Genomic DNA, 26,619 nt, shown 5'->3' on the forward strand with positions numbered 1-26,619 from the left:
TTTTACTGAGTAAGGAGATGGATTAAAGGATTAATCTGAAATCTCATCAACATCTACTTGGCCTGTTAAACGGCGGTGTAAGTGCGACCAACTCATACCAACAGCCAACAACACCGTCATCATCAACAATACGACCCAAGCCATGACGTTGACGCTGTCGAGGCTAAACCAACCCCAGCTCATCATCAGCCATACAATACTGGCTTGAAGTGCAATGCCTAACACCAGGCCGAGTGGGCCAAGCGAGTCGAACGTTGCTTTAAGACAAACAACCCAGCCAATGAGTAGCACAATGCCGAGCACGGCAACGAGAGGAGAAAACCCTTCAAAGCTAGCAATGAGCCAATGTGAATACGAAAACCCTGTGGGGTTGTATGTAGCAAACACTAAGATAGCGGCAAACAATAATCGTATGCCAAAACTCGTCCCTGTAAATGTGCTCATTGTTGAATCCCCAAGTAACAAATTGTTTTAACAAGATTAGTCTGAATAGGTGTTTCTCTCAATAGCACCTGTTTATTGGTTATTTAAGCGTCGAAATGACCGCTCTCGCCAGACTGATTTTGGCCGCCCGACGGCGGTGGGTTTGGGCCTGCGGCGGTGCCAAAGCGGTTTTCGCCAGCGGTGCCAGGCATAAAGCCTGCGTCAATCAAATACCAGATTGGACCAATCATTGGAATCAGTTGAATCAACACCCAATACCAAGCTTTGTTGCGATCTTGAAAACGCTTTACGTCCACCGCCAGTTTGGGCCATAAGAACACTAAATTAATTTTCCACGCCAAGTCCATCAACTCATTGAAGGCCTCGACATCATCTGGGTTTTTCAAACGATCTAGCAGGTCCCCGCCCAACATCATCAGTAGAGCAACCACCACAGCCATCATGAACAATTGAAAAAGCCAGAAGGTCTTTCGATTTATTCGCCCTTTAAAGGAGAACAAAAGCCAGTTGTAGTTATTCATACTAATACCTAAATCATGCGTTAGAGCGAATGGCTGAGGCTTGTTCAGTGCGGCGGTGCGTGCGCCACCCATGCCAACTGAAAACAATTAGCGCTAGCCAGATAAATCCAAAGGTGATGATTTTATCCTGAGTCAGCGGCTCATCATAGACAAGTGTGGCTAAAAGGAACATTAAGCTGGGGCCAATGTATTGAAAAAAGCCTAAAACTGACAGCGGCAATCGTTTGGCGGCAGCAATAAAGCATAACAGCGGTAAGGTCGTAACTATTCCAGCCGCCACTAGCAGTATCTGCGTGACGCCGTCATATTGAGACATTGGAATGTTGTGGGGGGCGATGAAGCATAAGTATGCGAGCGCAAAGGGCGCGAGTAACAAGGTTTCAATCCAAAGACCAGAGACTCCATCAATGACAACTTGCTTTCGAATTAGGCCATATAAGCCAAAGCTCACAGCAAGGATTAGAGCAATCCAAGGGATGGAGCCAAAGGTGATCAGCTGCACCAATACACCACAGCTTGCCAAACCAATGGCAAGCCATTGCAATCGAGCGAGGCGCTCGCCTAGAAAAAACATGCCCAGACCCACATTTACAATAGGATTAATGTAATAACCTAACGATGCGTCGAGCATATGATCGGCATTAATTGCCCAAATAAATACTAACCAGTTGATGGCGATGAGCAGGGAACTCACGCATAACCATGCTAATTTTTTAGGCGTTTTTAAGATATCTTTGACCGGTTGCCAGCCCACGCGCAAGCTAATGATCAAAACCAAAAGAAAAAATGACCAAAGCACTCGGTGCCCAATCATTTCAAGCGCGGGAATTTGCGATAGCAGCTTAAAATAAAGCGGAGCAATGCCCCACATGCTATACGCTAAGATTGCGAAAATGGCGCCATGTTTGGCTGTGTTCTGCATGAAGGTTCCTAGCAGAGTGTTTGAAACAACACTGGGGAATTAAGAAAGAGCGCAGTCTAGCCTGCTCTAGCAGCTCTTACCAGTGAGTTTGCTGCATGAGCCATGTCAAATTGTATGCTCTGGTGTACAGCTTAGCCCACCATGTAAGTGCCGGTACCAAATGCGATATGAGTGCCGTCTTCGTTGTGCAGTTCCATTCGTGCCACAGCAACTTTACTGCCAGCGCGAATGATATGGGAAGTTGCGGTGAACACTTGCCCTCGACCGGGGCGAAGATAATCAATACGGAGATCAATCGTGCTCATTCGCCCTAAACGGTCATACATTTCTTGTTTAGGCATTTCCGGCATTCGGTTGAGCGCAGCAGCAAATGTGACGGCGGCACCTGCAACGTCCAATGCAGTTGAGATCACTCCACCGTGCAAAATCTGATGAATAGGATTACCAATTAATTCTGGTTTGGCGTCAAAACTTAATGTGGCCCCTTCGGGTTCACAGCGTTCGACTCGAAGCCCTATGACTTTATCAAAGGGCATACCGTTGTGAAATAACTCTGCAACTTCGTGGATCATGGTTGAGGGTTTGACGAGGGACATAAGCTTCTCTGTGTGGAGTAATTATTCTAATTATAATGATCAGTTTAGAGTGAGGTTTGCTGAATACACAATTCGAGTTGCTCAAATTGTGAACCCAGTTAAGGCTCAATATGATCAACTTACCTGTTTAACCTCAGATACGTGAAACAAATCCATCTCGATTTTTAGATGAATAAGCGCCGATATATCGACTAATAGTTCACAAATGTTGGCGTATTCTGAGCTTCATGAGTTATTTAAACAGAATTGGAGATCGCTGTATGAAACGACGGACTGTGGTTGAAGTGATTGATGGACACGCCACGCAAGACGGTTCCGGTGTTAAGTTACTGCGAATTTTTGGTGGCCAAGGGTTGGAACGGTTCGACCCGTTTCTGATGCTTGATGACTTTGGTTCGTCTACGCCTGACGACTATATCAGGGGGTTTCCTCGTCACCCGCACCGAGGCATGATCACGGTGTCGTATATGCTAAGTGGCAGTTTCGAACATCGAGATCACTTAGGGCATGTAGAGACTATCCATGCTGGTGGTGTGCAATGGATGACCGCAGGGCGTGGCATTATCCATTCGGAAATGCCGTTACAAACCGAGGGGTTAGTTCGTGGTTTTCAGCTTTGGATTAATTTGCCAAGCCACCAAAAAATGATGTCTCCGAGTTATCAAAACGTTCAGTCAGATGAGCTGCACCATGCATGTGTTAAGCATCTCAAGATCACTGCTATTGCAGGCTCAGCTGTGATCAATGGTGAAGATCTATCGGCGCATACATATGTACCCGTGAGTGAGCCTTTGTATTGGCATATAACAAATATGGCATCGCAATCTCGGCTGGTATCGGTGGCGTTAACGGATGGCCATACTGCATTAGTCTATGTGGTGGCGGGGCAAGCCGCAGGTGCAACGGCTGGCCAACTGATGCGATATAGTGCGGAGGGTAGGCTCGAGTTTGAATTGGCCGAAGGTGCTCAGGTGTTGTTATTGGCAGGGCGACCATTACGCGAGCCCATTGTGCAATATGGCCCATTTGTGATGAACTCTCAGGCGCAAATTGAACAGGCCATTGAGGATTATCAAACTGGGGAATTTGTGGCAAATATGTCGCAGTCTTAGGCCTTTGTTCGCCTCACCAATCGCCACCTTTGGTGAGGCATTGTCTGCGCTGTTATTCCGGCTCGGCGTGCTTTAGCGTTAAGCTACCATCAAGGTGAACATCTCGTTGTGGGTAAGCAATGACGATCTCATGTTGATTTAAAACCTCGTACATGCGGAAACGAATTTCGCTGCGGGTGCGGCGTATGTCGGATTCCGCATTGGCGTTCATCCAAAAAATCAGATCGAAAATGAGTGCGTTGTCACCAAAGTCTTCAAACAATACCAAAGGCTTGGTAGAAGTGAGAATGTCGGCGCGTTCATCTAAAATACTTTGCAATAAATCCCTTACCAGAACTACATCACAACCGTAAGCCACACCTACGCGTACAAATGTACGGGCATTGTTGTCTACTAAAGTCCAGTTGGTAACGGTATTTTCAAGCAGTTGACTGTTGGGAACCAGCATATGCACGCCATCGTTTCGGCGAATGAGTGTAGAGCGTGTGTTAATACTTTCTACCACCCCCCTCGCTTCTCCAACTTCCAATAAATCGCCGATTCGAATAGGCCGTTCCCACATCAAAATCCAACCACTGATGAAGTTGTTAATGATGTTTTGAGCGCCAAAGCCCACACCAATAGCGATAGCACCTGACACAAATGCAAAGGCCGTGAGCGGTATATTGAGTACTTCTAAACTGGTGACGACCAATACGGCAATAGTTAACACCAGATACATGCGAGAGAATAAATGAACCGCATCGGCATTGACCTTGCGTTTGTGCATGGTGCTGACAATTATTTTTCCGACGCGCCGAACAATAAACCATGCAAGGAATATATAAACGGGAACCTGCAGTATTTGCATGACAGTGATGGGGCTTTCGTCATATGTAAACACCACATATGACAAGGCTGCCATAACATCTTCAAAATTCATCGTGTACCCTCTTTTTTGTGCTTAAGAATCGCTGCACTCTTAAGCACAAGAATACCTCAACTAGGTGAGGTTTGATGACCCTTGCTAACGATTCACACTTAAAAATTAGCCCTGCGTCCAAGAACCTTGTGTTTGGCGTTTGGATCCCTTTCATAATTCATGAAATTTGATTAGATTCTTATGGTTGTGGCCTATATTTATCTAAATAATGAATGGTTTGAAGAAGGTGTGAATGAAGCTTCCAAGAGTATCGTTAGAGCAATGGGCCGCGTTTAAAGCAGTGGTGGATTGTGGCTCGTTTGCCAAAGCGGCCGAAGCGTTAAATAAAAGTCAGTCGGCCATTAGTTATTCTGTGGGCAAGTTAGAACAACAGCTCCCCACACCCGCCTTGGAACAACAAGGACGAAAAGCGGCGCTCACCGAAGCGGGTACGGTGCTCTACCGACACGCGAATAATTTGTTGAATCAAGCGCTTTCAGTGGAAGCACATGCGAACTACTTAGCCTCAGGTTGGCAAGCTGAAGTAACCATTGCCGTGGACTCACTCGTTGATATGCAACCCATTATCTGCGGATTGAGAGGCTTTTCGGAACAGTATCCGCAAACGCGTATTCGTTTGTTGGAAACGACCTTGTCTGCCACCGATGATGCTTTGCTCGAGCGCCAAGCTGATATGGTGTATACCCCGCATGTGTTACCTGGGTTTATGGGCACGCCGGTGGATCAATTCGAAATGCCTTGTGTTGTCAGCCCCAACCACCCAATGGCACATATTGAAGGGACGGTGTCGTCAGACGATATGAAGCAACATCGCCAAGTTGTTGTGCGAGATTCTGGCAGTCGTCGCTCGATGGACGCTGGGTGGCTCCAAGCCGAGCAGCGTTGGACCGTGACGTACTTTGGCACGTCAATTCGTATTGTTAAGCAGGGGTTGGGCTTTGCTTTTATTACTGAGCCACAAATAGAAGAGGAGTTGGTTGCCGGAACACTTGTGAAGCTGGCGTTGCCGATGGAATCGAAACGGTTGATCGCGATTTATCGAGTGTTGGCGATGCAAGAGCAATCCAATCCAGCAGTCCAAGCGGTTGCTGGATTTATCGATGAAAAATTTAACAGCCTACAACGAAATGCACAACGCTAAGCGTCGCTTAAAAATGGATAACCGCATAGGAAAAGTCGAATCATGACATCTACCGCCACTATCAATTATGTTGAATTTGCCGCGCGCGACTTAGCGGCCACTAAAGCGTTTTTTGAGCGCGTGTTTGAATGGACCTTTACAGACTATGGCCCCGATTACAGTTCATTTTCTGCTGCAGATGCAGGGCTCGATGGCGGCTTCTTTAGTGCGCCCATTGCCAATGAAACAAGTAATGGTGGCGCATTAGTGGTATTTTTTGCCAATGATCTAGACAGTTATTTGGCTAAAGTAGTGGATGGTGGCGGCAACATTGTGAAACCCATTTTTGAGTTTCCCGGCGGGCGACGGTTTCATTTCAAAGAGCCATCGGGCAATGAATTCGCAGTTTGGGGGCATCCCATCGAAAACTTTGGTTCCAATTAATAGGGTGAAATTTCATGAAGATATGGGTTGATGCGGACGCATGTCCGGTGGTCATCAAAGACATTTTATTTCGGGCTGCGCAGCGCACAGGCATCGACTTGACGTTGGTGGCCAATCAATACATCAAGGTGCCCGCGGCAAAAAATATTTCAGCGATTCAAGTTCAGGCCGGCTTTGATGTGGCTGACAACGAAATAGTACAACGCTGCCAAGCTGGTGATTTAGTGATTACAGCCGATATTCCGCTGGCAGCAGAGGTGATGGACAAAGGGGCTCATGCCCTAAACCCGCGCGGAGAGCTATACACCCAAGACACAATTCGACAGCGTCTCAACATTCGTGACTTTATGGATAGCATTCGTTCCAGTGGTGTTCACACTGGAGGGCCGCCACCGCTAAGCCAAGCCGATCGTCAGCAATTTGCGAATAACTTAGACCGTTTGTTAGCGCAGCAAAAATGACCATTGAACGGCGTAGGTGCTGTTCATTTGCGCTCATTATTGTGGCGCTCCAACAGCGCCTTTAGAAACAATATAGTCGCGCCCAACTTGTAGATATGTTGCAGAGGGAATATAACCTCGATGTTTATAAATCAACTCGCCCTGTGGTGAGATGTATAGCGTTGTGGGAACAGCCTCTACCCCTTTGATTTGAGTAAGTAATTCTCGGTTTGCTTCTTTTGCGGATAAATGGGATGGGAAATGTCTCAGCTCCGTTTTGAGATCGCGTGACGACGCTCCCATACCAATGAGTACCGTATTCACAGAATGAGATTGGCTCAATTTAGCGAGATCTTGAGCTTGCTTCTTGCACCAACGACATCCCACTTGATAAACCAATGCGATGGTGGGGTGAGTTGCATTATCAATCCAAATCGATTGAGTCATGGATCTGATGTCTTTGAGTTGTAATGAATACAAGTTTGCAGCTGCCGTTTGACTCCAAATGACAGCTGCAAGTGCAAGCAGAGCATTACAAGTTGTATTGGAAGCCCGCATAAAACTCTCTGCCGTGTAATGGAGCATAGATGTAAGCGACATCGTATGACTCATTAGCATCAAAAAACAGTGGCGTATCACCTTCTTCTACTTGAGTGTAGTTAAATACATTTGAGAGGCCTGCATAGACATGGCAATCCTTATTTAATGGCACTTTAAAGCGTATGTTTGATACTGAATGAGACGGTGCATGAGTTGTTTTATTTGAATTCAAATCGCCTTTAATGTTGTATCCCTCGTAACCATATTCAGAAAGATCACGGCTACCAAACCAAACGGTCGACCAATATGCCTGAAGGTATTCAGATGTCCATTCAGCATCGAATGACACGCGCTCTTCAATCGGGGCAATTGAGTATGATGATTTAAACTCATCATTATAATCAAAATGCTCAAGTGACAATGAGAGTAAGATGTTTTCAGAAACTTGATAACCTGACACCCAATCTAACGTGGTGACAGACGCGTCTTCTTCGAGTTGCGTTAGAATCGGTATGCCCTGCTCCGTTTCTTCTAAACTTGCCAGATTTTTAACATTTGAGTGAGCAATTGAGAATGTACTGCTTGCAATCGAGTTGTCGAAGCTGAGTGAATAATTGAACGACATACTTTCTTCAAGTTCATCCACGTCAATCAAATAGCCTAACTCAGCATCTAAAATACCATGGTCGGTTTCAAAGAATGAGAGAGGAGCGCGGTACCCACGTCCTACAGAAAATCGACTTGTCCATTGGTCATGGTGGAACCAGCGTACATCCATACGTGGCGCAACAAATGTTTCACTAATTTCTGTACCGGGTTTGCTAGGATCAATAAAGTCTGCATCAATGTGATCAATACGCACCGCAACAGCCACTTCTAACCAATCTTCAGGCGTCCATGTATCTTGGATGAATATACCTTGTGTGACGTAGTCAAATGAGTCACTGACATAAGTATCAACATTTTGTAATGCATTTGTGTGTGAACGCATTTCTTCTTGGCGACGGTCAGCACCAAAGGTTAAAAAATGAGTATTGTTCAATGCCCAATCAAGTTTGGCGCGGCCATACCACATGGTATCTTCAGCTGAGTAATCAATGCCTTCATAAAATGAGTCTTGATTATGCTTTGCATAACTGACGGAAAATTCGGAGACCAATTCATTATTAATATCGGTCAACCATTTGACGTAGGCTTCATCACGGTGGGTATCAATCCATTCAGTGGTTTCCCAAGGCTTACCAATATATTCGTTTCGGACATCATCGTCTTTAAATAATTGCTCCGATTCTTGCCCATCAAAAGATGACAGTATGTGGCCAATACCATGTGCGGATTGGCCCAGCATCGGTCCACCAAAGATTTCAGATTGAACCTGCGAGATGCGCAATTGAACATTATTTCTGTTATTTAAGTCGTGACTGAGGAGTGCCGTGAGTGACATATTTTCTACAAAAGGAGCCTCACTGACACCGTTATCATCGTGATCTTCTTGATCTTGAGTGTCGTACTGGCCGCTGATAGAAAGGCCGGTGCTGCCGTCATCGTTCACTGCAGTTGCAGCGAGTTTATAAGCTGAAAACTGTTCAGATCCTTTGGTGAAATCGATGGATGCGGTATTTTCAACGGCTTGTTTAGTAATGACATTTACCGTGCCCCCAATCGCTTCGGGCGCAATCAATGAGGCGCCAGCACCGCGGGCGACTTCAATACGATCGACGCCAGTGGTCGCAATGGCATCCACGGCATAAAAGCCTGAAATCAAGGTGTGAGTGGGCAGATCATCCACCAAAATGGTCGTATGCTCACCTTTCATGCCGTTGAGCATGACGCGTTTGACGCCACACATCGAGCATTCGTTCGAAACATTCACGCCAGGTTCGTTGTTAATGGCTTCTGACAAACTCAATGCGTTTTTGTTTTCAATGCTTAAAGCATCAAGTACTTCTGTTTTTTGAATCACATCTTTTAGGCGTCCTGCTTGTTCTAACTTCTGACGCACACCGGTGACCTGAACGACCTCTACTTCACTGGCGGAATCGTCGGCAAAAGATGGCATGGAGGAAATGCCTAGGAGAAAAACGAATGGAGAAACATGAGCAAATTTCATGGATTTATGGCAACTATCAACAATAGATGCGAACAATAATAATTATCAATAGAAATGTGGTTTTGTTTTAGATCAAGCTTAAACGTATTCGCAACAAATGAGCATCACTTTATTATCAATAAATAAACCGATGTTTTTATGAGAAAAAGGAGGTTTATAAAAGCGAAAGACTCACAAATGATAGACATCAGTTGATCGAAAAGGAAAGTAATGAAAGGGAAGATATTCAAGTAAAACTCGATCGGAGCATGCTCTCATATCCAGAGCATGCTCCGACAGTGATGCTAAGCGTTCCGGTGTCGATAATCCGAAATAGTTGATTCAAACCCTTTCACACTATTGCGTAGCGCTTGTGATGCTTGCGAGAGTTGCTCTGTACCGGCTTGATTGCCTTCAGTGATGATATGCGCTTCGCTCAAAAGTTCATGAGTTTGATGCGTGAGCTTGGCTTGGTGCGTGGCTGCGTCAGCAATTTGTAAGTTCAGATCGGTAATACTATCGATAGCATTGACCAGGGTTTGCAATGCAGTCAGCGTATCTTGTGATTGATTGGCATTTTGCATGGCTATTTTGGAATAGCTTCGCAGTACATCTGCTGAGCCTTTGGCTTCACTTTGTAAGGTTTCGATTTGCAGTTGAATATCTTCAGTTGCGGATTGAGTGCGCTGCGCCAAATGACGCACTTCATCAGCAACCACAGCAAAGCCACGGCCGTGCGCTCCGGCACGAGCCGACTCGATAGCAGCATTCAAGGCCAACAAATTAGTTTGTGCGGCAATATTTTGAATTAATTCAACGATCTCGGCAATGGCATTAGTTTGAGTCGAAAGCCGATCGGCCCGTTCAGATGCCGCAGTGAGGTTGTTGGATAACTCGTTCACCGCATCGGACAGGCGAGCAACATTTTCAACACCGCTGGTCACGTCTTGTTGTGCCTGAGAGACAAGGTTGGCACCGTGACTAGAGGATTGCTGAGTTTGCTCTGCTTGTTGTAGCACGTTGGCCATGAGTTCGGTGATATCGCGTGTAATATTTTGTTGGCGAAGAATACCGTCAGCACTATGATTCACAACTTGATCAAGCTGAGTACTTTGCACCGAAATATTTCGTGCAGAGTCGGCCATAAGGCTAATGCTGGACTGAAACCGGTCGAGCAAATAGTTAAAGGCAGTGGCAGTTTCTCCGGCTTCGGTTGCACGCTCAATGGGCGCTCTTGTGGTTAAGTCACCGGTCTGAATGATGTGATGCATGGTCTTCATTGAATCGAGCCAAACAGACTTGGCACCGTGTTCAACCATATTTAGTCCTAAATTTTCTTCTTCCGGTGTGACGCGCAAATCATGCAGTGCCTTGAGCAAGACAAAAGTAAGCAGACCCATACCAAAGGCCCAGATAAAGGTTGCAAACACGCCGCTAACTTGAACTAAAAATTGGTCGAATCGATTACCCGTTGCCAGTGTGTCGGCATTGGCAAAGAAGGCGATGGCTAAAGTGCCCCAAATGCCGCCAAAGCCGTGAACTGCGACCGCTCCCACGGGATCATCTAATTTAAAGACGTGGAGCAATACACTTTCGGCACAATACACAATCGCACTGCCGATGATACCGATGATAATTGCATTGCCCGGATCGACAAATGCACAACCGGCAGTGATGGAGACGAGTCCTGCTATAATTCCATTCAGAGCGCGCTCAACTCTAATTTGACCTTGGTGTGCTACCCAGCTAATCGCGACTGCCGTAAGACCACCTGCACTGGCTGCCAGCATAGTGTTGACCACAATTTTAGCAATTGCGCCCTCGGCTTTGAGCGTACTACCGCCATTGAAGCCAATCCAACCAAACCAGAGAATAAATACGCCTAGGGTTGAGAGCAAAAGGTTATGCCCGGGAATGTCTTGCGCATCACCGTTGTCATCGAAGCGTTCTGCACGAGGCCCCAGAACAATAATGGCTGCCAGCGCAACCCATGCCCCCACTGAATGCACAACAGTGGATCCGGCAAAGTCCATAAAGCCCTTGGCTTCTAACCAACCTTGGTTATCGGGCATGAGTAAGCTGCCCCACATCCAATGTCCAGAAACGGGGTAAATAATGAGACTGATGACGACTGAAACAATGAGGTAGGCTTTGAACTTCATCCGTTCTGCAACAGCCCCGGCAACAATTGTTGCTGCAGTGCCAACGAATGTGGCTTGAAACAAGAAGAATGCAAAGTCGTAGGGCGTGTTCAGAAGAGCCCCAAAGAACCCGTTGGAACCGAACCAGCCGGATGCGCCATCTCCAAACATAATGGCAAAGCCGAATAACCAGAATGTGAGCATGGCAACGGTGAAGTCGCTAATATTTTTTACGGCAACATTGTAGCTGTTCTTTGCTCTGACTAAGCCAGACTCAAGCATGGTAAAGCCAGCTTGCATAAAAAACACAAGACCTGCTGCAACAATAATCCACAACAAATCTGCTACTTCTGATCGGTCTGACGCCCACGCCGTTGGAGTCGTCATTAATCCAATCAACAACCATACATTTCGCACGGAAATGACCTCAATGGGTTGATGCATAAGTATGCATTTGATGATAGCGCGTCCATTACTCAAATCAAGGAGTTCATCTCGAAGTAACTGCATATTGAAACAGTATTTTTGATTTACTACCGCCTTGTGTATACAAAGCGAACAATTATTAATACACTTAAAATACAATAAATTAATGGTTGCCTTGGCCTTTTGTTTCGATTTAATGCGGCATCTTGGGCGTGTTTTTCCATAAATTATTAGATTGTAGATATTGTTTTGTCTAATTTTTGTTTTTCAATAGATATGCATAAGTAAATCGTTTTTATGCATTTATTGGTTGGTTTATGCTGCAGTGTACACGTCGCGATCTGATTGAAGAAAGTCGCTGCGGGATGATGTGTTGTCGATGAAGACACATTCATTGACGAATTCGGACTGGTACAATTTTGGAAACTATCGTTAAATGCAAGGCAATTGACGTGTATTTAATTTAATGGAAGTTAGAGTTCGTTCATGGCTGCATTTTCTTTTCAGACGTTACAAAACAAGTTTGACCAACTTCGAAGCAACAAAGTCTTTGAGCTGTTGGTTATTGGCGTCATTATTGTTTCTGCCTTAATCATTGGCGTGAAAACATTTGAGGTGCCTGATTGGTTTAATAGCGCACTAAATATACTCGATTGGGCGATCACACTCTTCTTTTTAACGGAGATCACGATTCGCTTTATTGGCGAGCCGAGAAAGCGCGACTTCTTTAAAAATGGCTGGAATTTATTTGATACTTTGGTCGTTACACTGTCGTTGATTCCTATAGGACATCAAGACATGGCACTTATTGCTCGCTTGGTTCGAGTGTTTCGGGTGTTGCGTATGGTGTCGATTATTCCCGAGCTGCGCACCTTGATTAATTCGTTGCTCAAAGCCCTGCCGCAGCTGGGTTATGTGTTGCTGATGATGTTCGTTATTTTCTATATTTATGCTGCTGTCGGAACGACCTTATTCGGCGCGATAAACCCAACATTGTGGGGAGACATCGCGATATCTTTACTCACTTTGTTTAGAGTCATGACGTTTGAAGACTGGACAGACGTGATGTACGAAACCATGGCCGTTCATGGTTGGAGCTGGATGTACTATTTGAGTTTTATTTGTTTAACGGCATTTGCGTTTTTGAATATGGTGATCGGAATTGTAGTGAATGTCATTGAAAATGAAAATAAAGCGGAAGAAGCGAAGTTGCACGAAGGCGAACCAACTTTGATCGATATTCATGCCGAATTAAAAGCACTTCGTGCTGAAATCAAAACGCTCAAACAGTAGCATTTTTAATGATTAACAGCCTCTGCGGCCCAGTGGATTTAGAATTAATTTCTTGCAGAAATAACCAACTACACAATTGTTTTCGCGAGAAATTATGAACTTGAGTCAGTCGTGTTGGCGCTGGGCCGAGGTTAGGCTCGGTTGTGACTCTGCTGATTACGGGTACAATTCCCCTCTTACTTCCAGACCGAACTGAGCAAGATATCCCGAATGGAACATCACACTCCCACAACTGACACTTCTTCAGCTTTACTGCGCACGCTTGAAAGTGTGTTTGGCTACAGCGAATTTAGACCCGGTCAGCAAGCGGTAATGGAAGCCATTTGTTCTGGACGCGATACGCTCGTACTCATGCCGACTGGTGCTGGGAAATCATTGTGTTATCAGCTCCCTGCTCTGGTGATGAAAAGATTGGTGTTAGTGATTTCGCCGTTGATTTCTCTGATGAAAGATCAAGTCGATTCATTGCAAAATATGGGGATCAAAGCGGCCGCTTTGTATGGCGACATTCCCCGAGAAGAGCAAAGCGAAATATTGCGCTCAGCGCATCAAGGTGAATTGGAATTACTGTATGTGTCGCCTGAACGCCTGGTTCGAGGTCACTTCATTGAGCGAATCGAAGATCTACCCTTGGCTTTTATTGCGGTGGATGAAGCGCACTGTATTTCGCAGTGGGGGCACGACTTCAGACCGGATTATGCAGCACTTGGACAAGTGAAAGAACAGTATCCTCATTTACCAATTATGGCGCTCACGGCAACCGCCGATGCAGCCACCCAGCGCGACATTGTTCGCCGTTTAAACTTTGATAACCCCCTGTTGCATGCGGGTAGCTTTGACCGGCCCAATATTCGCTATACGCTGGAAGATAAATATCGGCCGCTGAAACAACTGCTTGATTATTTGAATGAGCGGCGCGGCCAAAGTGGCATTATCTATTGCGGTAGCCGCGCTCGTTGTGAGCAGGTTTCTGAAAAATTACGTCAGCACCAAATTAACTCAGCGGTTTATCATGCCGGGTTAGAGCCGACTGTGCGACACGGCGTTCAAGATAAATTCCAACGCGATGAAGTCGAAGTTGTGGTTGCAACGGTTGCGTTTGGTATGGGAATTAACAAATCCAACGTGCGTTTCGTGGTGCACTACGACATGCCTAAAAATATTGAATCTTATTATCAAGAAACGGGCAGAGCAGGCCGCGACGGCCTACCCGCAGAAGCTTTGATGTTGCATGACCCCGCCGATATGCAACGCCTGTTGGGGTTTATTGCCAATGTCGAAAACCCTGAACAACGTCAAATTGAGTCGCACAAGTTAAACGCCATGAGTGCGTTTTGTGAAGCGCTGACGTGTCGTCGTCAGGTGCTACTCAATTACTTTGATGAACCGGCCAATCAAGCGTGTGGAAACTGCGACGTGTGTCTTAATCCACCTCAGTTATATGATGGCTTAACCGATGCCCAAATGGCATTGAGCTGTGTGTTTAGAGCCGACCAACGGCATACCGCTCATCATATTGCGGATGTGTTGCGTGGCTCTGAAAATGAAAAAGTAAAACGATTGGCACACGACCAACTATCCACCTACGGCATTGGTAAACATCAAAGTCATGATCAGTGGCTGTCGGTGATTCGGCAACTGATTCATCGAGGTTTGGTTCGTCAAGATATTACGCATCACGGCGCATTGGTGCTGACCGAGGCTGCTCGTCCAGTGCTCAGAAATGAACAAACCCTAGAGCTTGCGGTACCGCGTGTGCGTGTGAAAGATAAGCGTTCATTGCAACTGGGTTTAAGCGATGATGATCGTGGGTTGTTTCAGCGTCTTCGTTCGGTTAGGAAAACCTTGGCAGATCGTGATGAAGTGCCGCCTTACGTGGTGTTTTCGGATGCGACTTTGGTGGAAATGTCAGAGCAAAAACCGACGAACGATAGTCAACTTTTATCGATCACAGGTGTGGGGCGAACTAAGTTGGCTAAATATGGCGATGAGTTTCTCACCGCCATTTGTGCATATGTGTTAGAAAACGTGCATTAGTCTTCTTTGCCAAGCCAGTTATAAACCACGCCCGCAATTGCTGCACCCACAATAGGGGCAACCCAGAACAGCCATAATTGTGCGGTTGCCCAATCTCCTACAAATACCGCTACACCGGTACTACGTGCAGGGTTTACCGACGTGTTGGTCACTGGAATACTAATCAAATGAATCAGTGTTAAACACAAACCAATAGCAATTGGAGCAAGCCCCGCAGGTGCGCGTTTGTCGGTGGAGCCTAAAATCACCATCAAGAACATAAAGGTCATGACGATCTCGCACACTAATGCAGCGGTTAGGCTGTATCCACCCGGTGAATGTTCTCCAAAGCCATTGGATGCAAATCCTGCGGCGGTGGTGAAATCTGCTTGGCCTGAGGCAATCACATATAAAATTCCTGCACCTGCAATACCGCCAATTACTTGCGCACCGATATAAGGTAGCAATTCTGAGGCAGGAAAACGCCCTCCCATCCATAATCCAACCGATACCGCAGGATTGAGGTGACAACCTGAAATATGCCCTATGGCAAAGGCCATGGTCAGCACGGTTAAACCAAACGCCAAGCTTACGCCCAACAAACCAATACCTACGTCAGGAAAGGCGGCTGCTAATACTGCACTTCCGCACCCTCCAAGCACTAACCAAAATGTTCCGAAAAACTCTGCAACTAACTTTTTAGAGAGAGGCATAACAATTGTCCCTTTTGTTCAAATTTTTACTCACATGTCAGGACCTAAGTGTAGACATGTAAACAAAACCCATTGGAAAGATTTACATTAAGCTTAAGGTGCTGCTTTGCAAGAATATAAGTAATGAGATTGAGACCTGTTACTGCTAGCATGATGAAAAACGAAGGAGTGTGCGGTGCAAGATTGGCAATTTAATAATCATTGGCATGACGAGTTACCAGAAACATATAGTGAAGTCATGGCGATGCCGATCATGCGGCCGAAGCTGGTGGCTTATGCAGAGCAGGTTGGATCGTTGCTTGATTTAAAGCAGCAGCCAGCAGAATCTGAACTGTGCCGCTACTTTTCCGGTGCAAGTGTCCTTCAAGGCAGTGCGCCGCTTGCACAGGTGTATTCCGGTCATCAGTTTGGCCACTATGTGCCGCAACTCGGAGACGGGCGCGGGTTATTGTTGGGCCAGATCACTAATGCTCAACAACAGAGCTGGGACTTACACCTTAAAGGCGCAGGTTTAACACCTTACTCCCGCAGCGGAGATGGGCGAGCCGTATTGCGCTCTAGTATTCGAGAGTTCTTAGCATCTGAAGCCATGCATGCTCTTGGGATTCCAACCAGCCGAGCACTTTGTGTACTTGACAGTGAAACCCCAGTACAGCGAGAAGAAATGGAAACCGCCGCCACGGTCTTGCGAGTTTCCGAGAGCCATTTACGGTTTGGTCATTTTGAGTATTTTTTTCACACCAATCGTCACGGCATACTGAAAGAGCTGGCTGACTACGCCTTGCGCCATCATTTTCAATCGTGCTTAACAGCAGCAAACCCATATTTGGCGATGTTTGAGCAAGTGGTCATCCGCACAGCTACGCTCATTGCAAAATGGCAGTCGGTTGGGTTTACCCATGGCGTGATGAACACCGACAATATGTCGTTGTTGGGGCTTACATTCGACTACGGTCCATATGGTTTTATGGATAAATACGAAGCCAACCATATCCCCAATCATTCCGATCACAGTGGCCGCTATAGTTATGTGCAGCAACCTGGGATTGGGCATTGGAATTTGCAGTGCCTAGCCCATGCGTTGTCACCGCTTGTTGGTAAAGAAGACACCGACAAAGCGTTGGGTTTATATGAGCTCAACTTAATGCGGGAATACAGTCGTCTGATGGCTGCTAAATTTGGACTTGATGGAATTCGAGATGGTGATGGACCAATGATGACCGAATTCTTTGAACTTATTCAGCGTGGGCGACACGATCATACCCTCAGCTTCAGACTGCTGTCTGAACAAGATGTTAGGGAAAGTCGTTGCGCGTTAGAAAATGAATTTATCGATTTGGAAGGCTTTCGCCAATGGTGGGGGCGTTACCGGAAACGTCGTGGTGAGCAAGATGATGCAACGCATGGGCAATCATTGATGCTGGCGAGTAACCCAAAGTACATTTTGCGTAATCATCTTGCGCATACGGCCATCGAAAAGGCCAAGACTGGCGACTACACCGAAGTTCAACAACTACATAGCCTGCTAACCAAGCCATTTGCAGAACAGCCAGATATGGGTCACTACGCGCAACTTCCTCCTAAGTGGAGTGATGACTTGGAGGTATCATGCAGCAGCTAGAGCCGTCTTTAGATGCTCTTTGTTTAGTTGAACCGTGCTTTAGTGATGCTCATATTGAGCGAGCCGCAAATCATATGGCGTTGGTTTTGAGCGGTAAAATATCCGAAATCTGTCCAGGGGCCGATGTGTGGTTTGCTATGTTGAATGTGCCACAAGGCACAATCCATCTGCATTACGACCAAATGGCAGAATGTTTTTGGCTCACTCCGACAGGGGCGCTTGCGCAAAATGCTGTTTGTTGGGCCCATATTCAACAGCTTGTTGGCGCGAAGTAGCGTTTAGCAACACGAAAACTTCATCGAATCAATGTGGTGCTAAGCACTGACGCTTAGTACCATTTCTCTAATCTTCTATTTTATTGGCATGGAGCCGTGATCGATATGCTTCAACAACTTCAACAAAAATACGCGAATACAACTGGCATTTCATTCAGCCAGTCAGACAGCGGCCTTACCTTCATACACGTAGCGAATGACCAAGCTCAAGCAAAAGTGTGCGTTCACGGTGGCCACGTTTGTGAATTTCAGCCCATAGGTGAGAAACCTGTGATTTGGATGAGCGAAGATGTCGTTTATAAAGAAGGAAAAGCCATTCGAGGTGGAGTTCCTGTGTGTTGGCCTTGGTTTGGACCGCATTCAACAGATACGAGCTTGCCGCAGCATGGTTTTGCTCGAAATCAACACTGGACGATTGCTCACATTGAAAATCGCGCTAATGGGCAAACATTGGTTGAGTTAATCTTGACTGAAACTGACAGCAGCCTTGCTATTTGGCCACATGCCTTTGAATTGAAAATCAGTATTGTTGTCGGAATCGAGCTGGAAATGAATCTGACTTCAACCAATACGGGCGATTCACCAATGGTTGTCGGAGGAGCTTTACACACGTATTTCGTTGTGGGTGATATTGCTGAAACTGAAATTACGGGCCTTGATCAAACAGTATTTGATGACAAAGTAAGCAGTGAAGATCAGATCATACAAAAAGGCGGTGTACTGATTGATCAAGAAGTAGATCGTGTGTATCTCGATACCGATACGACTTGTGTGATCCACGATGGCCAAAATGACCGTAACATTGAAGTAAGTAAATCAGGTAGTCATACGACGGTTGTGTGGAATCCGTGGATTGAAAAGTCCCAAGAGCTCGGTGACTTTAACGACAACGGCTACCTTACGATGGTCTGTATCGAAGCGGTTAACGCTGGCAATGATGTTTATGAACTGCAGCCGAAGCAGAGTTGTTCATTAATCCAACGCATTAAAATAGGGAATTAGATTCAAATTTAGCTTTATTTGCTTGAAATTTAGCCAATAAAGGACTATTTTTGGCTCGATTGCAAATTTGGTGGTTAAGAAAAGGAATTTTTTAACATGACTAAGCTTGAGGCATTTAGGCTTCTTAGAGCCAACTCTAAGTACGAGGCTGTATCTGATAATGTATTGAAGTCGCTGTTGGGTTGCATCAGTGACCATGACCAACAGATGTTTTCAGAACAAGACCTTTTAGGGATTAAAAGTCACCTGATTGATTTTATTCAATACTACGAATGTGATCGGTGACAACCGCAAACAATTGCCGTGTGCAACATCACCCATAAAAAAAGCAGGCGCTGCCTGCTTTTTTTATGGGTGATGTTGCATCAAGCCATTGCCGAAAATGGATCTTGGCACAACTCGTTCTCAATCTGAGCCAAGCTTAACAAGGACAAATCTTTGTTATCCGACGCGGTCACAACCGATGCGATTAAATCAGAGAGATATTGGTCACTAAACTCATTGAATTGAGGTCGCGCTCTCAAATAATACATCGCTTCGCGTGTCGTAAAGCGTGTCCGTACACGTTGCGCCATAATTTCGCTTCCTTCTCATACATGCCTGACTTTAAGTTTAGCTGACTCTCGCCATAGTTTTTTGCTGCCGCATGATATTTCAAATAATCACCTGATTTAGCGATGAATATTTTTCAAAATTTTTATTACGAACAATTACTGACGATATTAACTATCTGATTTTATTCGTTATTGAAAATGATGGCGGCGTAAGATGGTTGCGTCATTGTTCAGGCTGGTTAATACTGGCCGTCCAATTATGTCTTAAGGTATTGAAAGTAATGGCCACGCAAGCCTCCGAACAGGTATCAGCGATTTTGCTTATCTCGTGTCCCGACCAGAAAGGGTTGGTTCACACCGTCACCCAATTTATCTATACCAACGGCGGCAACGTGATTGATATAGAACAGCACGTGGATCGTCGAGAAGGTCGCTTTTTTATGCGTGTTGAATGGGATTTGGCAGATTTCGTGATTCCAAGAGAGTCGCTTGCAGGAGCGTTTGAAAAAGCGTTGGCCACGCCCCTACAAATGGATTGGCAATTATTCTATAGCGATATAAAGCCGCGCATGGCCATCTTTGTGTCTAAGCACGATCATTGCCTGTTCGATCTGTTAGCTCGTTATCAGTCCCACGAATGGGACGCTGAAATCCCTCTTGTGATTAGTAATCACCCTGACTTAGAACGTTCAGCCACCAATTTGGGCATCAAGTTTGTTCATATTCCAGTGACCAAAGACAATAAAGCGGAAGCTGAGTTGCAACAGCGCGAACTGCTCAAGCAGTACAATATCGATTTCATTGTGTTGGCTCGCTACATGCAAATACTGTCTGATGATTTCATTCGCTCATACCCGAATCAAATTATTAATATTCATCATAGTTTCTTGCCAGCTTTCCCTGGCGCTCGTCCTTATCATTCCGCCTATGAGCGGGGAGTGAAAATCATCGGCGCCACCAGCCACTATGTGACTGCAGAGCTTGATGCTGGTCCGATTATTGAGCAAGACGTAGAGCATGTTCGTCATACCGATGATGTGGATGACCTTGTACGCAAGGGGCGAGATGTAGAGAAGGTTGTGTTATCTCGCGCTATTTGGCGTCACCTAAACCGACAAGTACTGGTTTACAACAATCGCACAGTTGTTTTTGGTAATTAATATTATTTTGATTCAATGGGCACAAGAAGTGTGCCCATTTGTTATCTATGTTGGACGAATTTTGCTCAAAATTGAGCGTGCGCACGTTTTGTCTTTAAGTTAAAAAATTGTTGTGTCAAAGGCGGCATTGTCTGATATATTTCGTCGTCACATCGGTTCCTACTTTGAACAGCACGGACGCAGTGATTTGCTTGCCCAAGCAAATATAACAAAGTTGTTCACAGCCTCACCGATCAGTTACTAACTCTGGCTTCCAATAAGCAGCCAAAAAAAAGTAATAATATTAATTGGTTATTGTCTGAGAGATTTTCTTCTCTTGGAAGAATTTTTCCTGCGCGATTTTCTTCAACAGAGTTATCCACAGAGCACAACGGTTACGCACAGGTCGTATCCATGCCGTTCTATGTAATCTAATTCGCTTTGTGGCATCCTATGCCCACTTAATTCTAACAGCGCAAGATTCTCATGCCTCAGATACCTGAACAGCCCTTTGTCTTGGTCGATGGTTCCTCCTATTTATACCGTGCATACCATTCTCCACCGCATTTAACGAACTCCAAAGGTGAAGCGACCGGTGCAGTGTATGGCGTTGTGAATATGCTCCGAAGCCTGATCAGGCAATACAACCCCAAATTAATGGCCGTGGTATTTGATGCAAAAGGGCCAACATTTCGGGATGACATGTATCAGGAATACAAGGCGCAGCGTCCGCCGATGCCCGACGATTTGAGAACTCAGGTTGAACCGCTTTACGAAGTGATTAAAGCCATGGGTTTACCAATGATTGTGACGCCCGGTGTTGAGGCGGATGACGTTATTGGCACCTTAGCTGTGCATGCCAAAGCACAAGGATTACATACTCTCATTAGCACTGGTGATAAGGATCTGGCGCAACTGGTCAACCCTGATGTCACTCTCATTAATACCATGACCGATACTATTATGGGTCCTGATGAAGTCATCGAAAAATTCGGTATTGGTGCAGATCTCATTATCGATTATCTAGCGCTCATGGGTGACAAGGTGGATAACATCCCTGGCGTCCCGGGGGTGGGTCAAAAAACTGCGCTGGCAATGCTTCAAGGGTTGGGCAGTATTGATGATATTTACGCGAACTTAGATAAAATCGCAGCACTGGGGTTCCGTGGTTCAAAAACTATGGCGGCCAAGTTGGCAGACAATAAAGAAATGGCCAAACTTTCCTATGAGCTTGCAACAATTAAGCTCGACGTGGATGTGACCCCCGAACAAATGCCTAACGTGCTTGAGGTTCGTGAGCCGGATCTCAGTACTTTAGCAACCTTGTACGGGGAGTTGGAATTTCGTCGTTGGTTGAGTGAAGTTCGTGATCATCAAACTGCTAAAGACGACGGCGAACAAGTGGCACCTGAATCGGGTATCGATACCTCAAACTATCAGTGTATTACCGAGCTTAGCGACTGGAATGCTTACCTAGCAAAGCTCCAAGCTTGCGACCTATTCGCGATTGATACCGAAACCACGGCGCTCGATTACATGGTGGCTGAGTTGGTCGGGATTTCGCTTGCAATAAATCCTGGCGAAGCCGTTTACGTGCCATTAGCGCATGATTACCCCGGCGCACCTGAACAACTGTCGCGCGAGCAAGTGTTACAAGACCTACAGCCATTACTCTTGAGTGAATCTCACACTAAAGTGGGTCAAAATCTCAAGTACGATATGAGTGTACTTGCGCGTTACGATATTGAATTTGCGGGACCGTTATGCGACACAATGCTCGAGAGCTATGTGTTTAGCTCTGTGGGTTCGCGCCATGATATGGACAGCCTTTCGCTGAAGTATCTTGGTCATAAAACTATTAGTTTTGAAGATGTTGCCGGTAAAGGCGCCAAACAGCTCACCTTCAATCAAGTTGCTTTAGAGCAAGCGGCTCCTTATGCTGCAGAAGATGCTGATGTAACACTGCAGCTGCATCATGTACTCAAAGAAAAATTGGCCAAAGAGCCTAGCTTACAAGGCGTGTATGACAACATTGAAATGCCGCTGGTTCCAATTTTGTCAGCTGTTGAGCGCCATGGCGTACTAGTGGATAGCTTTATGCTCGGACAACAAAGTGTAGAGCTTGGTGCGCGATTAGAAACGTTAGAGCAGGAAGCTTATGAGCAGGCCGGCAAGCAGTTTAATTTGGGATCACCGAAACAGCTGCAAGAAATCTTATTTGATCAAATGGGCCTTCCTATTATCAAAAAGACGCCCAAAGGAGCGCCTTCAACGGCAGAAGATGTATTGCAAGAACTCGCGCTGGACTACCCTTTGCCCAAACTTATTATTGAGCATCGTGGTTTGAGCAAGCTCAAAAGCACATACACTGACAAACTGCCCAACATGATCAATGCGCAAACTGGGCGTATTCACACTTCCTATCATCAGGCAGTGACGGCCACTGGTCGGTTGTCGTCTTCTGATCCTAACTTGCAAAATATACCTATCCGCACGGAAGAAGGTCAGCGTGTCCGCCAAGCGTTTGTTGCACAAGAAGGATACGCGTTGGTGGCGGCTGACTATTCTCAAATTGAACTTCGAATCATGGCTCATTTATCGGGAGATAAAGGTTTGCTCGATGCATTTTCAAATAATTTGGACGTGCACAAAGCAACCGCTGCTGAAGTCTTTGGCGTGAATTTAGATCAAGTGTCTGCGGATCAGCGTCGCAGTGCTAAAGCAATTAACTTTGGTTTAATTTATGGCATGTCAGCGTTCGGCTTATCGAAGCAGCTTGGCATTGGTCGAAATCAGGCACAGCAGTACATGGACACCTATTTTGAGCGTTATCCTGGGGTGCTGGAGTATATGGAACGTACGCGCGAAAAAGCGGAAGAAAATGCTTATGTAGAAACCATTTTTGGACGCCGTTTATATTTGCCGGATATTCGCGCTCGAAATGTAGCCCGTAAAAAAGCTGCTGAAAGAGCTGCAATTAACGCGCCCATGCAAGGCACTGCAGCGGATATCATTAAATTGGCAATGTTGAATGTTGCGAACTGGCTTACAGAGCCAGAAAATCAAGATGTATTTATGGTGATGCAGGTTCACGATGAATTAGTGTTGGAAGTACCATTGCACAAATTAGATGAAGTTAAATCAAAAGTTATTGATTTAATGGAAAAATCTGCAGAGCTGGATGTGCCTCTTGTGGTTGAAGCAGGGCACGGAGAAAATTGGCAGCAAGCGCATTAAAAAAAATTTGAACTTAATGAAACCACTTGAGTCTGAATATATGTGAACGCTGCAAACAACAGTTAGTGGTTGTGTTTCGCAAAGTGTGTTTTTTTTAAGCCGATCATGAAGATCGGCTTTTTTTTGCCTGCAATTTAATGGTGCACTTGAGTAAATTAATTACGGACAATACTTTCATTGCACCAGATTTGTGTGTATATTTAGTGGTGTAGGGTACAGAGGTAAGATGTTCTATCTTTCAGACCTTTTAGTTCACGTAATTGAATAGGCTTATATTTGCCGCCCCGGCTGGGTTCAGTCGGGGCGTTTTTTTTGCCTTAAATTCAGTGTAAATGACCTAGAACAATAAAATTGCACTTATTTGGGTCTCAAAATAAACTGGTTTCTGTGCCGAACCAAAATAGTGCACCCACTTGCGCGGGTTCACATAACGTAATTAAATAATAGTTATGTAATTTAATTACCAAGATCGGCTGGAATATAGGTTTTTTCAGCTACAACATTTCAAAGCATTTTACTTTTCGCAAAATAGATTGAACCAATTCAGTTCAAGGCAGTCTTAATTAGTGCAAGTTAAAAGTGCTTTGTCCATCTTCTCTTATTGGAACCCCTGCGTTTAGCCAACGCGGGGGTTTTTTTTATGAAAAATTTGAGGAGCGTGATACTGCAACATCATTCGGTCCACTCAGAATGGTTGCCCATGACCTGAGTGGCACAAAGTGGAAGGTATTAGGCTTGTTCGTCGGATGTGTCGGAGTCGAGTTCTTCGGAATCGATTGGATTAGGTTCAGTGCACCAGCGAGTGATGACAGATTCCATCTCCGGTAGTCCAAACCCACGTGTGGATGAGAAAGCGATCACTTCAACGTTTTCGCCAAAGTACAAACATGCCTCTCTTACTTTTCGCAATGTTTTAGAACGTTCCGACTGAGATAGTTTGTCAGCTTTGGTGAGCGCCACCAATATTTGTAGCCCTGACTCAGCAGCCCAACCTAACATTTGTTGGTCTAGATCTTTGAGCGGATGACGGATATCCATCAAGACCACAAGACCTTTCAAACATGCGCGGGCTTGGAGATATTCCCCCAGTGCTTTTTGCCATTTATTTCTCACAGCAATAGGCACTTTAGCGTAACCATAGCCGGGTAAATCGATCAGGCGCACGTCGTCTGTCACGTTAAAAACGTTAATTAATTGTGTGCGACCGGGCGTTGAACTTGTTTTCGCCAGGCGCTTTTGGCGCGTGAGCGCATTTAATGCGCTCGATTTGCCAGCGTTTGAACGACCTGCAAAGGCAATCTCGATGCCCTCATCTTCGGGCATGTGTCGTATATCAGGAGCGCTGGTAGTAAAGTAGGCGTTCTGGAACAATAGTTTCTGATCCGACACGAGCTTCCTCCGACCATTTGGTTACTTTTGGTTAAATTGGTGTACAATATCGCGCGATAGAGGCGCTTTGTGGTCGCAAGTGTACCACGTCCCTAGCGGTGGCGTTCATGTCAGACGAAATTGACTATAATAACAGGTAATCAATGAACAGAATCATCTTAGCTTGCATTATGGGGTTGCTGGCCTCTACTTCGGCAAGCGCACTCGAACCTGCGGAAGTTGAACAAGCAGCGATGGGCTGTGCGGCATGTCATGGCCAGAACGGTCAAGCAATCATGGACGCATACCCTAATCTTGCGGGACAACATAGCAAATACATCGCTAAGCAATTACGCGAGTTCAAATCAGCCATTATGGGCGGAGAAGGTCGTGCTAATGCCGTAATGGGCGGAATGGCGATGCCTCTTACCGAAGAAATGATGGATGCTTTGGCAGAACATTACTCAAACATGCCTGCGCAAGCTGGCAGCACTCCTGAGTCGGTTATTGAAGTAGCCCAACCGTTGTATTTAGGGGGGGATATTGAGCGTAAAATTGCAGCATGTGTAGCATGTCATGGCCCTCGTGGTAATGGTACTGAGTTGTCAGGCTTCCCTAAAATCTCAGGTCAAAATGCTGAGTACATTAAGCTTCAGCTGACCGCTTTTCGCTCTGGCGAGCGTGCGAACGACTTGAACGGAATGATGCGCGATGTGGCGCAGAAACTTACAGATGATGAAATTGATGCGCTTTCGAAATATCTTGGCGGCTTACATTAATAATCACTCCAGAAAAGGCGGCCTTTGGTCGCCTTTTTTAATCCTGCTGATGTTGGTAATACAGCCAGCTGTTGCTGTGGATGCCTTTCAGGTTGGACAAGACTACCGAGTGACTTCCCAGCCGCTGTCTGAGGCTGTGCTTAAATCTCCGGTGAAGGTTCGTCAATGGTTTTGGTACGGATGTGCCAGTTGTGCGAGTTTTGATGAGCAATACAGCCAGTTAAAAGCACCCGATGTGGATTGGCAACGGATACCCGCGCAATTAAGGCTCAATTGGTACTTTCATGCGAAGGCGTTTTATGTGACGTCGAAGCTTGAGGGCGCAGAGGCATTAGATGACGCACTGTTTGATATGTTGGCGTCGGAACCGGGGGCTATTTCCGATCAAAAAAGCTTAATTCAATGGCTTGTTGCTCAGGGCATTGATGCTGAAGCTGCCGAGCGTGAGGTGACCTCTCCCATTGTCAATCAGCAACTCAATGCTGATGAACGGCTACAAGAGTCTATTGAATTGCGAGGCGTCCCAACGCTGGTCATTGATGACTATTACATTGTGGATGCAAGCATGGTGAGGTCTTTAGAACAATACATGGCGGTGACCGAGTTCTTGCTTGTGCGAGCTCGCCAAGCTCGTGCTGAACACGGTTTTGAGTTTATCGAAGATGAAGCGGTAGAACTCACAGTGATGACAGAATAAGTGCGAAGTTGAGCATCTTAATAACCTTTAGTTATTAAGATGCTCCTCGCTACTTCAAAACGATTTAATAGGCGGATTGCTTATTAATTACACAGTAGTTACAGTGTTTGCGTGGGAATGGTGATTCCTATTTCGATTGGGCATTTGTCCACATTAATTGGCAATGGATGCCGTAGCTAGGATGGCGACTGAAAGTGTTTGGGATGAA

The 26,619-nt window shown here is 45.7% G+C and carries 25 protein-coding genes; 14 read left to right on the plus strand and 11 right to left on the minus strand.

What is annotated here, in order from left to right; all coding sequences use genetic code 11:
- Nucleotides 1-30: 30 nt before the first annotated feature.
- The 4 genes from NAF29_RS01090 to NAF29_RS01105 form a co-directional block, all read right to left on the minus strand.
- Nucleotides 31-444, minus strand: a complete 414-nt coding sequence (locus NAF29_RS01090; RefSeq protein ID WP_251259594.1) for a DUF6524 family protein — start codon at nucleotides 442-444, stop codon at nucleotides 31-33.
- Between the two features lie 83 nt (nucleotides 445-527).
- Entirely contained in the window at nucleotides 528-965 is a 438-nt protein-coding gene (locus tag NAF29_RS01095) for a DUF805 domain-containing protein (protein WP_251259596.1), read from the minus strand.
- 13 nt (nucleotides 966-978) lie between these two features.
- Nucleotides 979-1,887: an EamA family transporter RarD gene (gene rarD / locus NAF29_RS01100; protein ID WP_251259597.1), complete on the minus strand. Its 909-nt coding sequence runs from the start codon at nucleotides 1,885-1,887 to the stop codon at nucleotides 979-981.
- Nucleotides 1,888-2,018: 131 nt separating this feature from the next.
- Complete coding sequence (locus NAF29_RS01105) at nucleotides 2,019-2,483, minus strand: thioesterase family protein (protein ID WP_251259598.1); 465 nt, start codon at nucleotides 2,481-2,483, stop codon at nucleotides 2,019-2,021.
- A gap of 260 nt (nucleotides 2,484-2,743) precedes the next feature.
- On the opposite strand from NAF29_RS01105, the gene NAF29_RS01110 reads away from it, so the two are divergent.
- Complete coding sequence (locus NAF29_RS01110) at nucleotides 2,744-3,595, plus strand: pirin family protein (RefSeq protein ID WP_251259600.1); 852 nt, start codon at nucleotides 2,744-2,746, stop codon at nucleotides 3,593-3,595.
- Between the two features lie 52 nt (nucleotides 3,596-3,647).
- On the opposite strand, the gene NAF29_RS01115 is transcribed toward NAF29_RS01110, so the two are convergent.
- Entirely contained in the window at nucleotides 3,648-4,517 is an 870-nt protein-coding gene (locus NAF29_RS01115) for a mechanosensitive ion channel family protein (RefSeq protein ID WP_251259602.1), read from the minus strand.
- Between the two features lie 232 nt (nucleotides 4,518-4,749).
- Here NAF29_RS01115 and NAF29_RS01120 point away from each other — a divergent pair, with 232 nt between their 5' ends.
- Genes NAF29_RS01120 through NAF29_RS01130 form a run of 3 tightly spaced genes read left to right on the plus strand, consistent with a single transcriptional unit; the run spans nucleotide 4,750 to nucleotide 6,542 of the window.
- Nucleotides 4,750-5,658 (plus strand): LysR family transcriptional regulator, encoded by a 909-nt coding sequence (locus NAF29_RS01120; RefSeq protein WP_251259603.1) that lies wholly within the window; start codon nucleotides 4,750-4,752, stop codon nucleotides 5,656-5,658.
- A gap of 42 nt (nucleotides 5,659-5,700) precedes the next feature.
- On the plus strand, nucleotides 5,701-6,081 hold the full coding sequence (locus NAF29_RS01125) for a VOC family protein (protein WP_251259605.1): 381 nt from the start codon (nucleotides 5,701-5,703) through the stop codon (nucleotides 6,079-6,081).
- Nucleotides 6,082-6,095: 14 nt separating this feature from the next.
- Entirely contained in the window at nucleotides 6,096-6,542 is a 447-nt protein-coding gene (locus tag NAF29_RS01130; protein ID WP_251259606.1) for a YaiI/YqxD family protein, read from the plus strand.
- Nucleotides 6,543-6,578: 36 nt separating this feature from the next.
- On the opposite strand, the gene NAF29_RS01135 is transcribed toward NAF29_RS01130, so the two are convergent.
- The 3 genes from NAF29_RS01135 to amt all read right to left on the minus strand — a co-directional run bounded on the left by NAF29_RS01135 (nucleotide 6,579) and on the right by amt (nucleotide 11,708).
- Entirely contained in the window at nucleotides 6,579-6,968 is a 390-nt protein-coding gene (locus NAF29_RS01135; protein ID WP_251259608.1) for a TlpA family protein disulfide reductase, read from the minus strand.
- 85 nt (nucleotides 6,969-7,053) lie between these two features.
- On the minus strand, nucleotides 7,054-9,120 hold the full coding sequence (locus NAF29_RS01140; protein WP_251259610.1) for a TonB-dependent receptor plug domain-containing protein: 2,067 nt from the start codon (nucleotides 9,118-9,120) through the stop codon (nucleotides 7,054-7,056).
- A gap of 335 nt (nucleotides 9,121-9,455) precedes the next feature.
- The gene (amt, locus tag NAF29_RS01145) at nucleotides 9,456-11,708 is read right to left on the minus strand and encodes an ammonium transporter (RefSeq protein WP_251259611.1); all 2,253 of its coding nucleotides are present in this window, start codon (nucleotides 11,706-11,708) and stop codon (nucleotides 9,456-9,458) included.
- A 495-nt stretch (nucleotides 11,709-12,203) separates the two neighbouring features.
- On the opposite strand from amt, the gene NAF29_RS01150 reads away from it, so the two are divergent.
- Together NAF29_RS01150 and recQ are read left to right on the plus strand one after the other, a co-directional pair.
- Nucleotides 12,204-13,010, plus strand: a complete 807-nt coding sequence (locus NAF29_RS01150; protein ID WP_251259613.1) for an ion transporter — start codon at nucleotides 12,204-12,206, stop codon at nucleotides 13,008-13,010.
- A gap of 210 nt (nucleotides 13,011-13,220) precedes the next feature.
- A complete protein-coding gene (gene recQ, locus NAF29_RS01155; protein WP_251259614.1) occupies nucleotides 13,221-15,047 on the plus strand; it encodes a DNA helicase RecQ in 1,827 nt (608 codons plus the stop codon).
- Here recQ and aqpZ read toward each other — a convergent pair.
- Entirely contained in the window at nucleotides 15,044-15,739 is a 696-nt protein-coding gene (gene aqpZ, locus NAF29_RS01160; RefSeq protein WP_251259616.1) for an aquaporin Z, read from the minus strand. The two genes, recQ and aqpZ, sit on opposite strands and share 4 nt — an antisense overlap.
- Nucleotides 15,740-15,914: 175 nt before the next feature.
- Between aqpZ and NAF29_RS01165 the strand changes: the two genes are divergently transcribed.
- The 4 genes from NAF29_RS01165 (at nucleotide 15,915) to NAF29_RS01180 (ending at nucleotide 18,922) form a co-directional block, all read left to right on the plus strand.
- The gene (locus tag NAF29_RS01165) at nucleotides 15,915-17,360 is read left to right on the plus strand and encodes a protein adenylyltransferase SelO (RefSeq protein ID WP_251259618.1); all 1,446 of its coding nucleotides are present in this window, start codon (nucleotides 15,915-15,917) and stop codon (nucleotides 17,358-17,360) included.
- On the plus strand, nucleotides 17,348-17,635 hold the full coding sequence (locus tag NAF29_RS01170) for a hypothetical protein (protein WP_251259619.1): 288 nt from the start codon (nucleotides 17,348-17,350) through the stop codon (nucleotides 17,633-17,635). Before NAF29_RS01165 ends, NAF29_RS01170 begins: the two co-directional genes overlap by 13 nt.
- A gap of 105 nt (nucleotides 17,636-17,740) precedes the next feature.
- Entirely contained in the window at nucleotides 17,741-18,637 is an 897-nt protein-coding gene (locus tag NAF29_RS01175) for a D-hexose-6-phosphate mutarotase (protein ID WP_251259621.1), read from the plus strand.
- A gap of 96 nt (nucleotides 18,638-18,733) precedes the next feature.
- Nucleotides 18,734-18,922 carry a hypothetical protein gene (locus tag NAF29_RS01180; protein WP_251259623.1) on the plus strand — a complete coding sequence of 63 codons (189 nt, stop codon included), beginning with the start codon at nucleotides 18,734-18,736 and terminating at the stop codon, nucleotides 18,920-18,922.
- 80 nt (nucleotides 18,923-19,002) lie between these two features.
- Here the strand turns inward: NAF29_RS01180 and NAF29_RS01185 are convergent, their stop codons facing one another.
- Nucleotides 19,003-19,212 (minus strand): hypothetical protein, encoded by a 210-nt coding sequence (locus NAF29_RS01185; RefSeq protein WP_251259625.1) that lies wholly within the window; start codon nucleotides 19,210-19,212, stop codon nucleotides 19,003-19,005.
- Between the two features lie 260 nt (nucleotides 19,213-19,472).
- Here NAF29_RS01185 and purU point away from each other — a divergent pair, with 260 nt between their 5' ends.
- Complete coding sequence (gene purU, locus NAF29_RS01190; protein ID WP_251259627.1) at nucleotides 19,473-20,351, plus strand: formyltetrahydrofolate deformylase; 879 nt, start codon at nucleotides 19,473-19,475, stop codon at nucleotides 20,349-20,351.
- 465 nt (nucleotides 20,352-20,816) lie between these two features.
- Nucleotides 20,817-23,567 (plus strand): DNA polymerase I, encoded by a 2,751-nt coding sequence (gene polA / locus NAF29_RS01195; protein ID WP_251259629.1) that lies wholly within the window; start codon nucleotides 20,817-20,819, stop codon nucleotides 23,565-23,567.
- A 729-nt stretch (nucleotides 23,568-24,296) separates the two neighbouring features.
- On the opposite strand, the gene yihA is transcribed toward polA, so the two are convergent.
- On the minus strand, nucleotides 24,297-24,956 hold the full coding sequence (yihA, locus tag NAF29_RS01200) for a ribosome biogenesis GTP-binding protein YihA/YsxC (RefSeq protein WP_349665542.1): 660 nt from the start codon (nucleotides 24,954-24,956) through the stop codon (nucleotides 24,297-24,299).
- 143 nt (nucleotides 24,957-25,099) lie between these two features.
- On the opposite strand from yihA, the gene NAF29_RS01205 reads away from it, so the two are divergent.
- Nucleotides 25,100-25,714 carry a c-type cytochrome gene (locus tag NAF29_RS01205; protein ID WP_251259631.1) on the plus strand — a complete coding sequence of 205 codons (615 nt, stop codon included), beginning with the start codon at nucleotides 25,100-25,102 and terminating at the stop codon, nucleotides 25,712-25,714.
- Nucleotides 25,668-26,411 carry a DsbA family protein gene (locus tag NAF29_RS01210; protein ID WP_251259633.1) on the plus strand — a complete coding sequence of 248 codons (744 nt, stop codon included), beginning with the start codon at nucleotides 25,668-25,670 and terminating at the stop codon, nucleotides 26,409-26,411. Before NAF29_RS01205 ends, NAF29_RS01210 begins: the two co-directional genes overlap by 47 nt.
- Nucleotides 26,412-26,619 lie beyond the last annotated feature (208 nt).

This window comes from Echinimonas agarilytica (assembly GCF_023703465.1).
GTDB classification, from domain to species: Bacteria; Pseudomonadota; Gammaproteobacteria; order Enterobacterales; family Neiellaceae; genus Echinimonas; species Echinimonas agarilytica.

Bases quoted from the DNA above. Each gene is read 5' to 3' on its own strand.
- NAF29_RS01105 (WP_251259598.1), bottom strand. From the start codon at position 2,483: ATGTCCCTCGTCAAACCCTCAACCATGATCCACGAAGTTGCAGAGTTA.
- NAF29_RS01185 (WP_251259625.1), bottom strand. From the start codon at position 19,212: ATGGCGCAACGTGTACGGACACGCTTTACGACACGCGAAGCGATGTAT.
- NAF29_RS01090 (WP_251259594.1), bottom strand. From the start codon at position 444: ATGAGCACATTTACAGGGACGAGTTTTGGCATACGATTATTGTTTGCC.
- NAF29_RS01180 (WP_251259623.1), top strand. From the start codon at position 18,734: ATGACTAAGCTTGAGGCATTTAGGCTTCTTAGAGCCAACTCTAAGTAC.
- purU (WP_251259627.1), top strand. From the start codon at position 19,473: ATGGCCACGCAAGCCTCCGAACAGGTATCAGCGATTTTGCTTATCTCG.
- NAF29_RS01130 (WP_251259606.1), top strand. From the start codon at position 6,096: ATGAAGATATGGGTTGATGCGGACGCATGTCCGGTGGTCATCAAAGAC.
- NAF29_RS01140 (WP_251259610.1), bottom strand. From the start codon at position 9,120: ATGCCATCTTTTGCCGACGATTCCGCCAGTGAAGTAGAGGTCGTTCAG.
- NAF29_RS01125 (WP_251259605.1), top strand. From the start codon at position 5,701: ATGACATCTACCGCCACTATCAATTATGTTGAATTTGCCGCGCGCGAC.
- NAF29_RS01115 (WP_251259602.1), bottom strand. From the start codon at position 4,517: ATGAATTTTGAAGATGTTATGGCAGCCTTGTCATATGTGGTGTTTACA.
- NAF29_RS01150 (WP_251259613.1), top strand. From the start codon at position 12,204: ATGGCTGCATTTTCTTTTCAGACGTTACAAAACAAGTTTGACCAACTT.
- NAF29_RS01175 (WP_251259621.1), top strand. From the start codon at position 17,741: ATGCTTCAACAACTTCAACAAAAATACGCGAATACAACTGGCATTTCA.
- recQ (WP_251259614.1), top strand. From the start codon at position 13,221: ATGGAACATCACACTCCCACAACTGACACTTCTTCAGCTTTACTGCGC.
- aqpZ (WP_251259616.1), bottom strand. From the start codon at position 15,739: ATGCCTCTCTCTAAAAAGTTAGTTGCAGAGTTTTTCGGAACATTTTGG.
- NAF29_RS01110 (WP_251259600.1), top strand. From the start codon at position 2,744: ATGAAACGACGGACTGTGGTTGAAGTGATTGATGGACACGCCACGCAA.
- NAF29_RS01095 (WP_251259596.1), bottom strand. From the start codon at position 965: ATGAATAACTACAACTGGCTTTTGTTCTCCTTTAAAGGGCGAATAAAT.
- NAF29_RS01170 (WP_251259619.1), top strand. From the start codon at position 17,348: ATGCAGCAGCTAGAGCCGTCTTTAGATGCTCTTTGTTTAGTTGAACCG.
- NAF29_RS01120 (WP_251259603.1), top strand. From the start codon at position 4,750: ATGAAGCTTCCAAGAGTATCGTTAGAGCAATGGGCCGCGTTTAAAGCA.
- NAF29_RS01205 (WP_251259631.1), top strand. From the start codon at position 25,100: ATGAACAGAATCATCTTAGCTTGCATTATGGGGTTGCTGGCCTCTACT.
- polA (WP_251259629.1), top strand. From the start codon at position 20,817: ATGCCTCAGATACCTGAACAGCCCTTTGTCTTGGTCGATGGTTCCTCC.
- rarD (WP_251259597.1), bottom strand. From the start codon at position 1,887: ATGCAGAACACAGCCAAACATGGCGCCATTTTCGCAATCTTAGCGTAT.
- NAF29_RS01135 (WP_251259608.1), bottom strand. From the start codon at position 6,968: ATGACTCAATCGATTTGGATTGATAATGCAACTCACCCCACCATCGCA.
- NAF29_RS01210 (WP_251259633.1), top strand. From the start codon at position 25,668: ATGATGAAATTGATGCGCTTTCGAAATATCTTGGCGGCTTACATTAAT.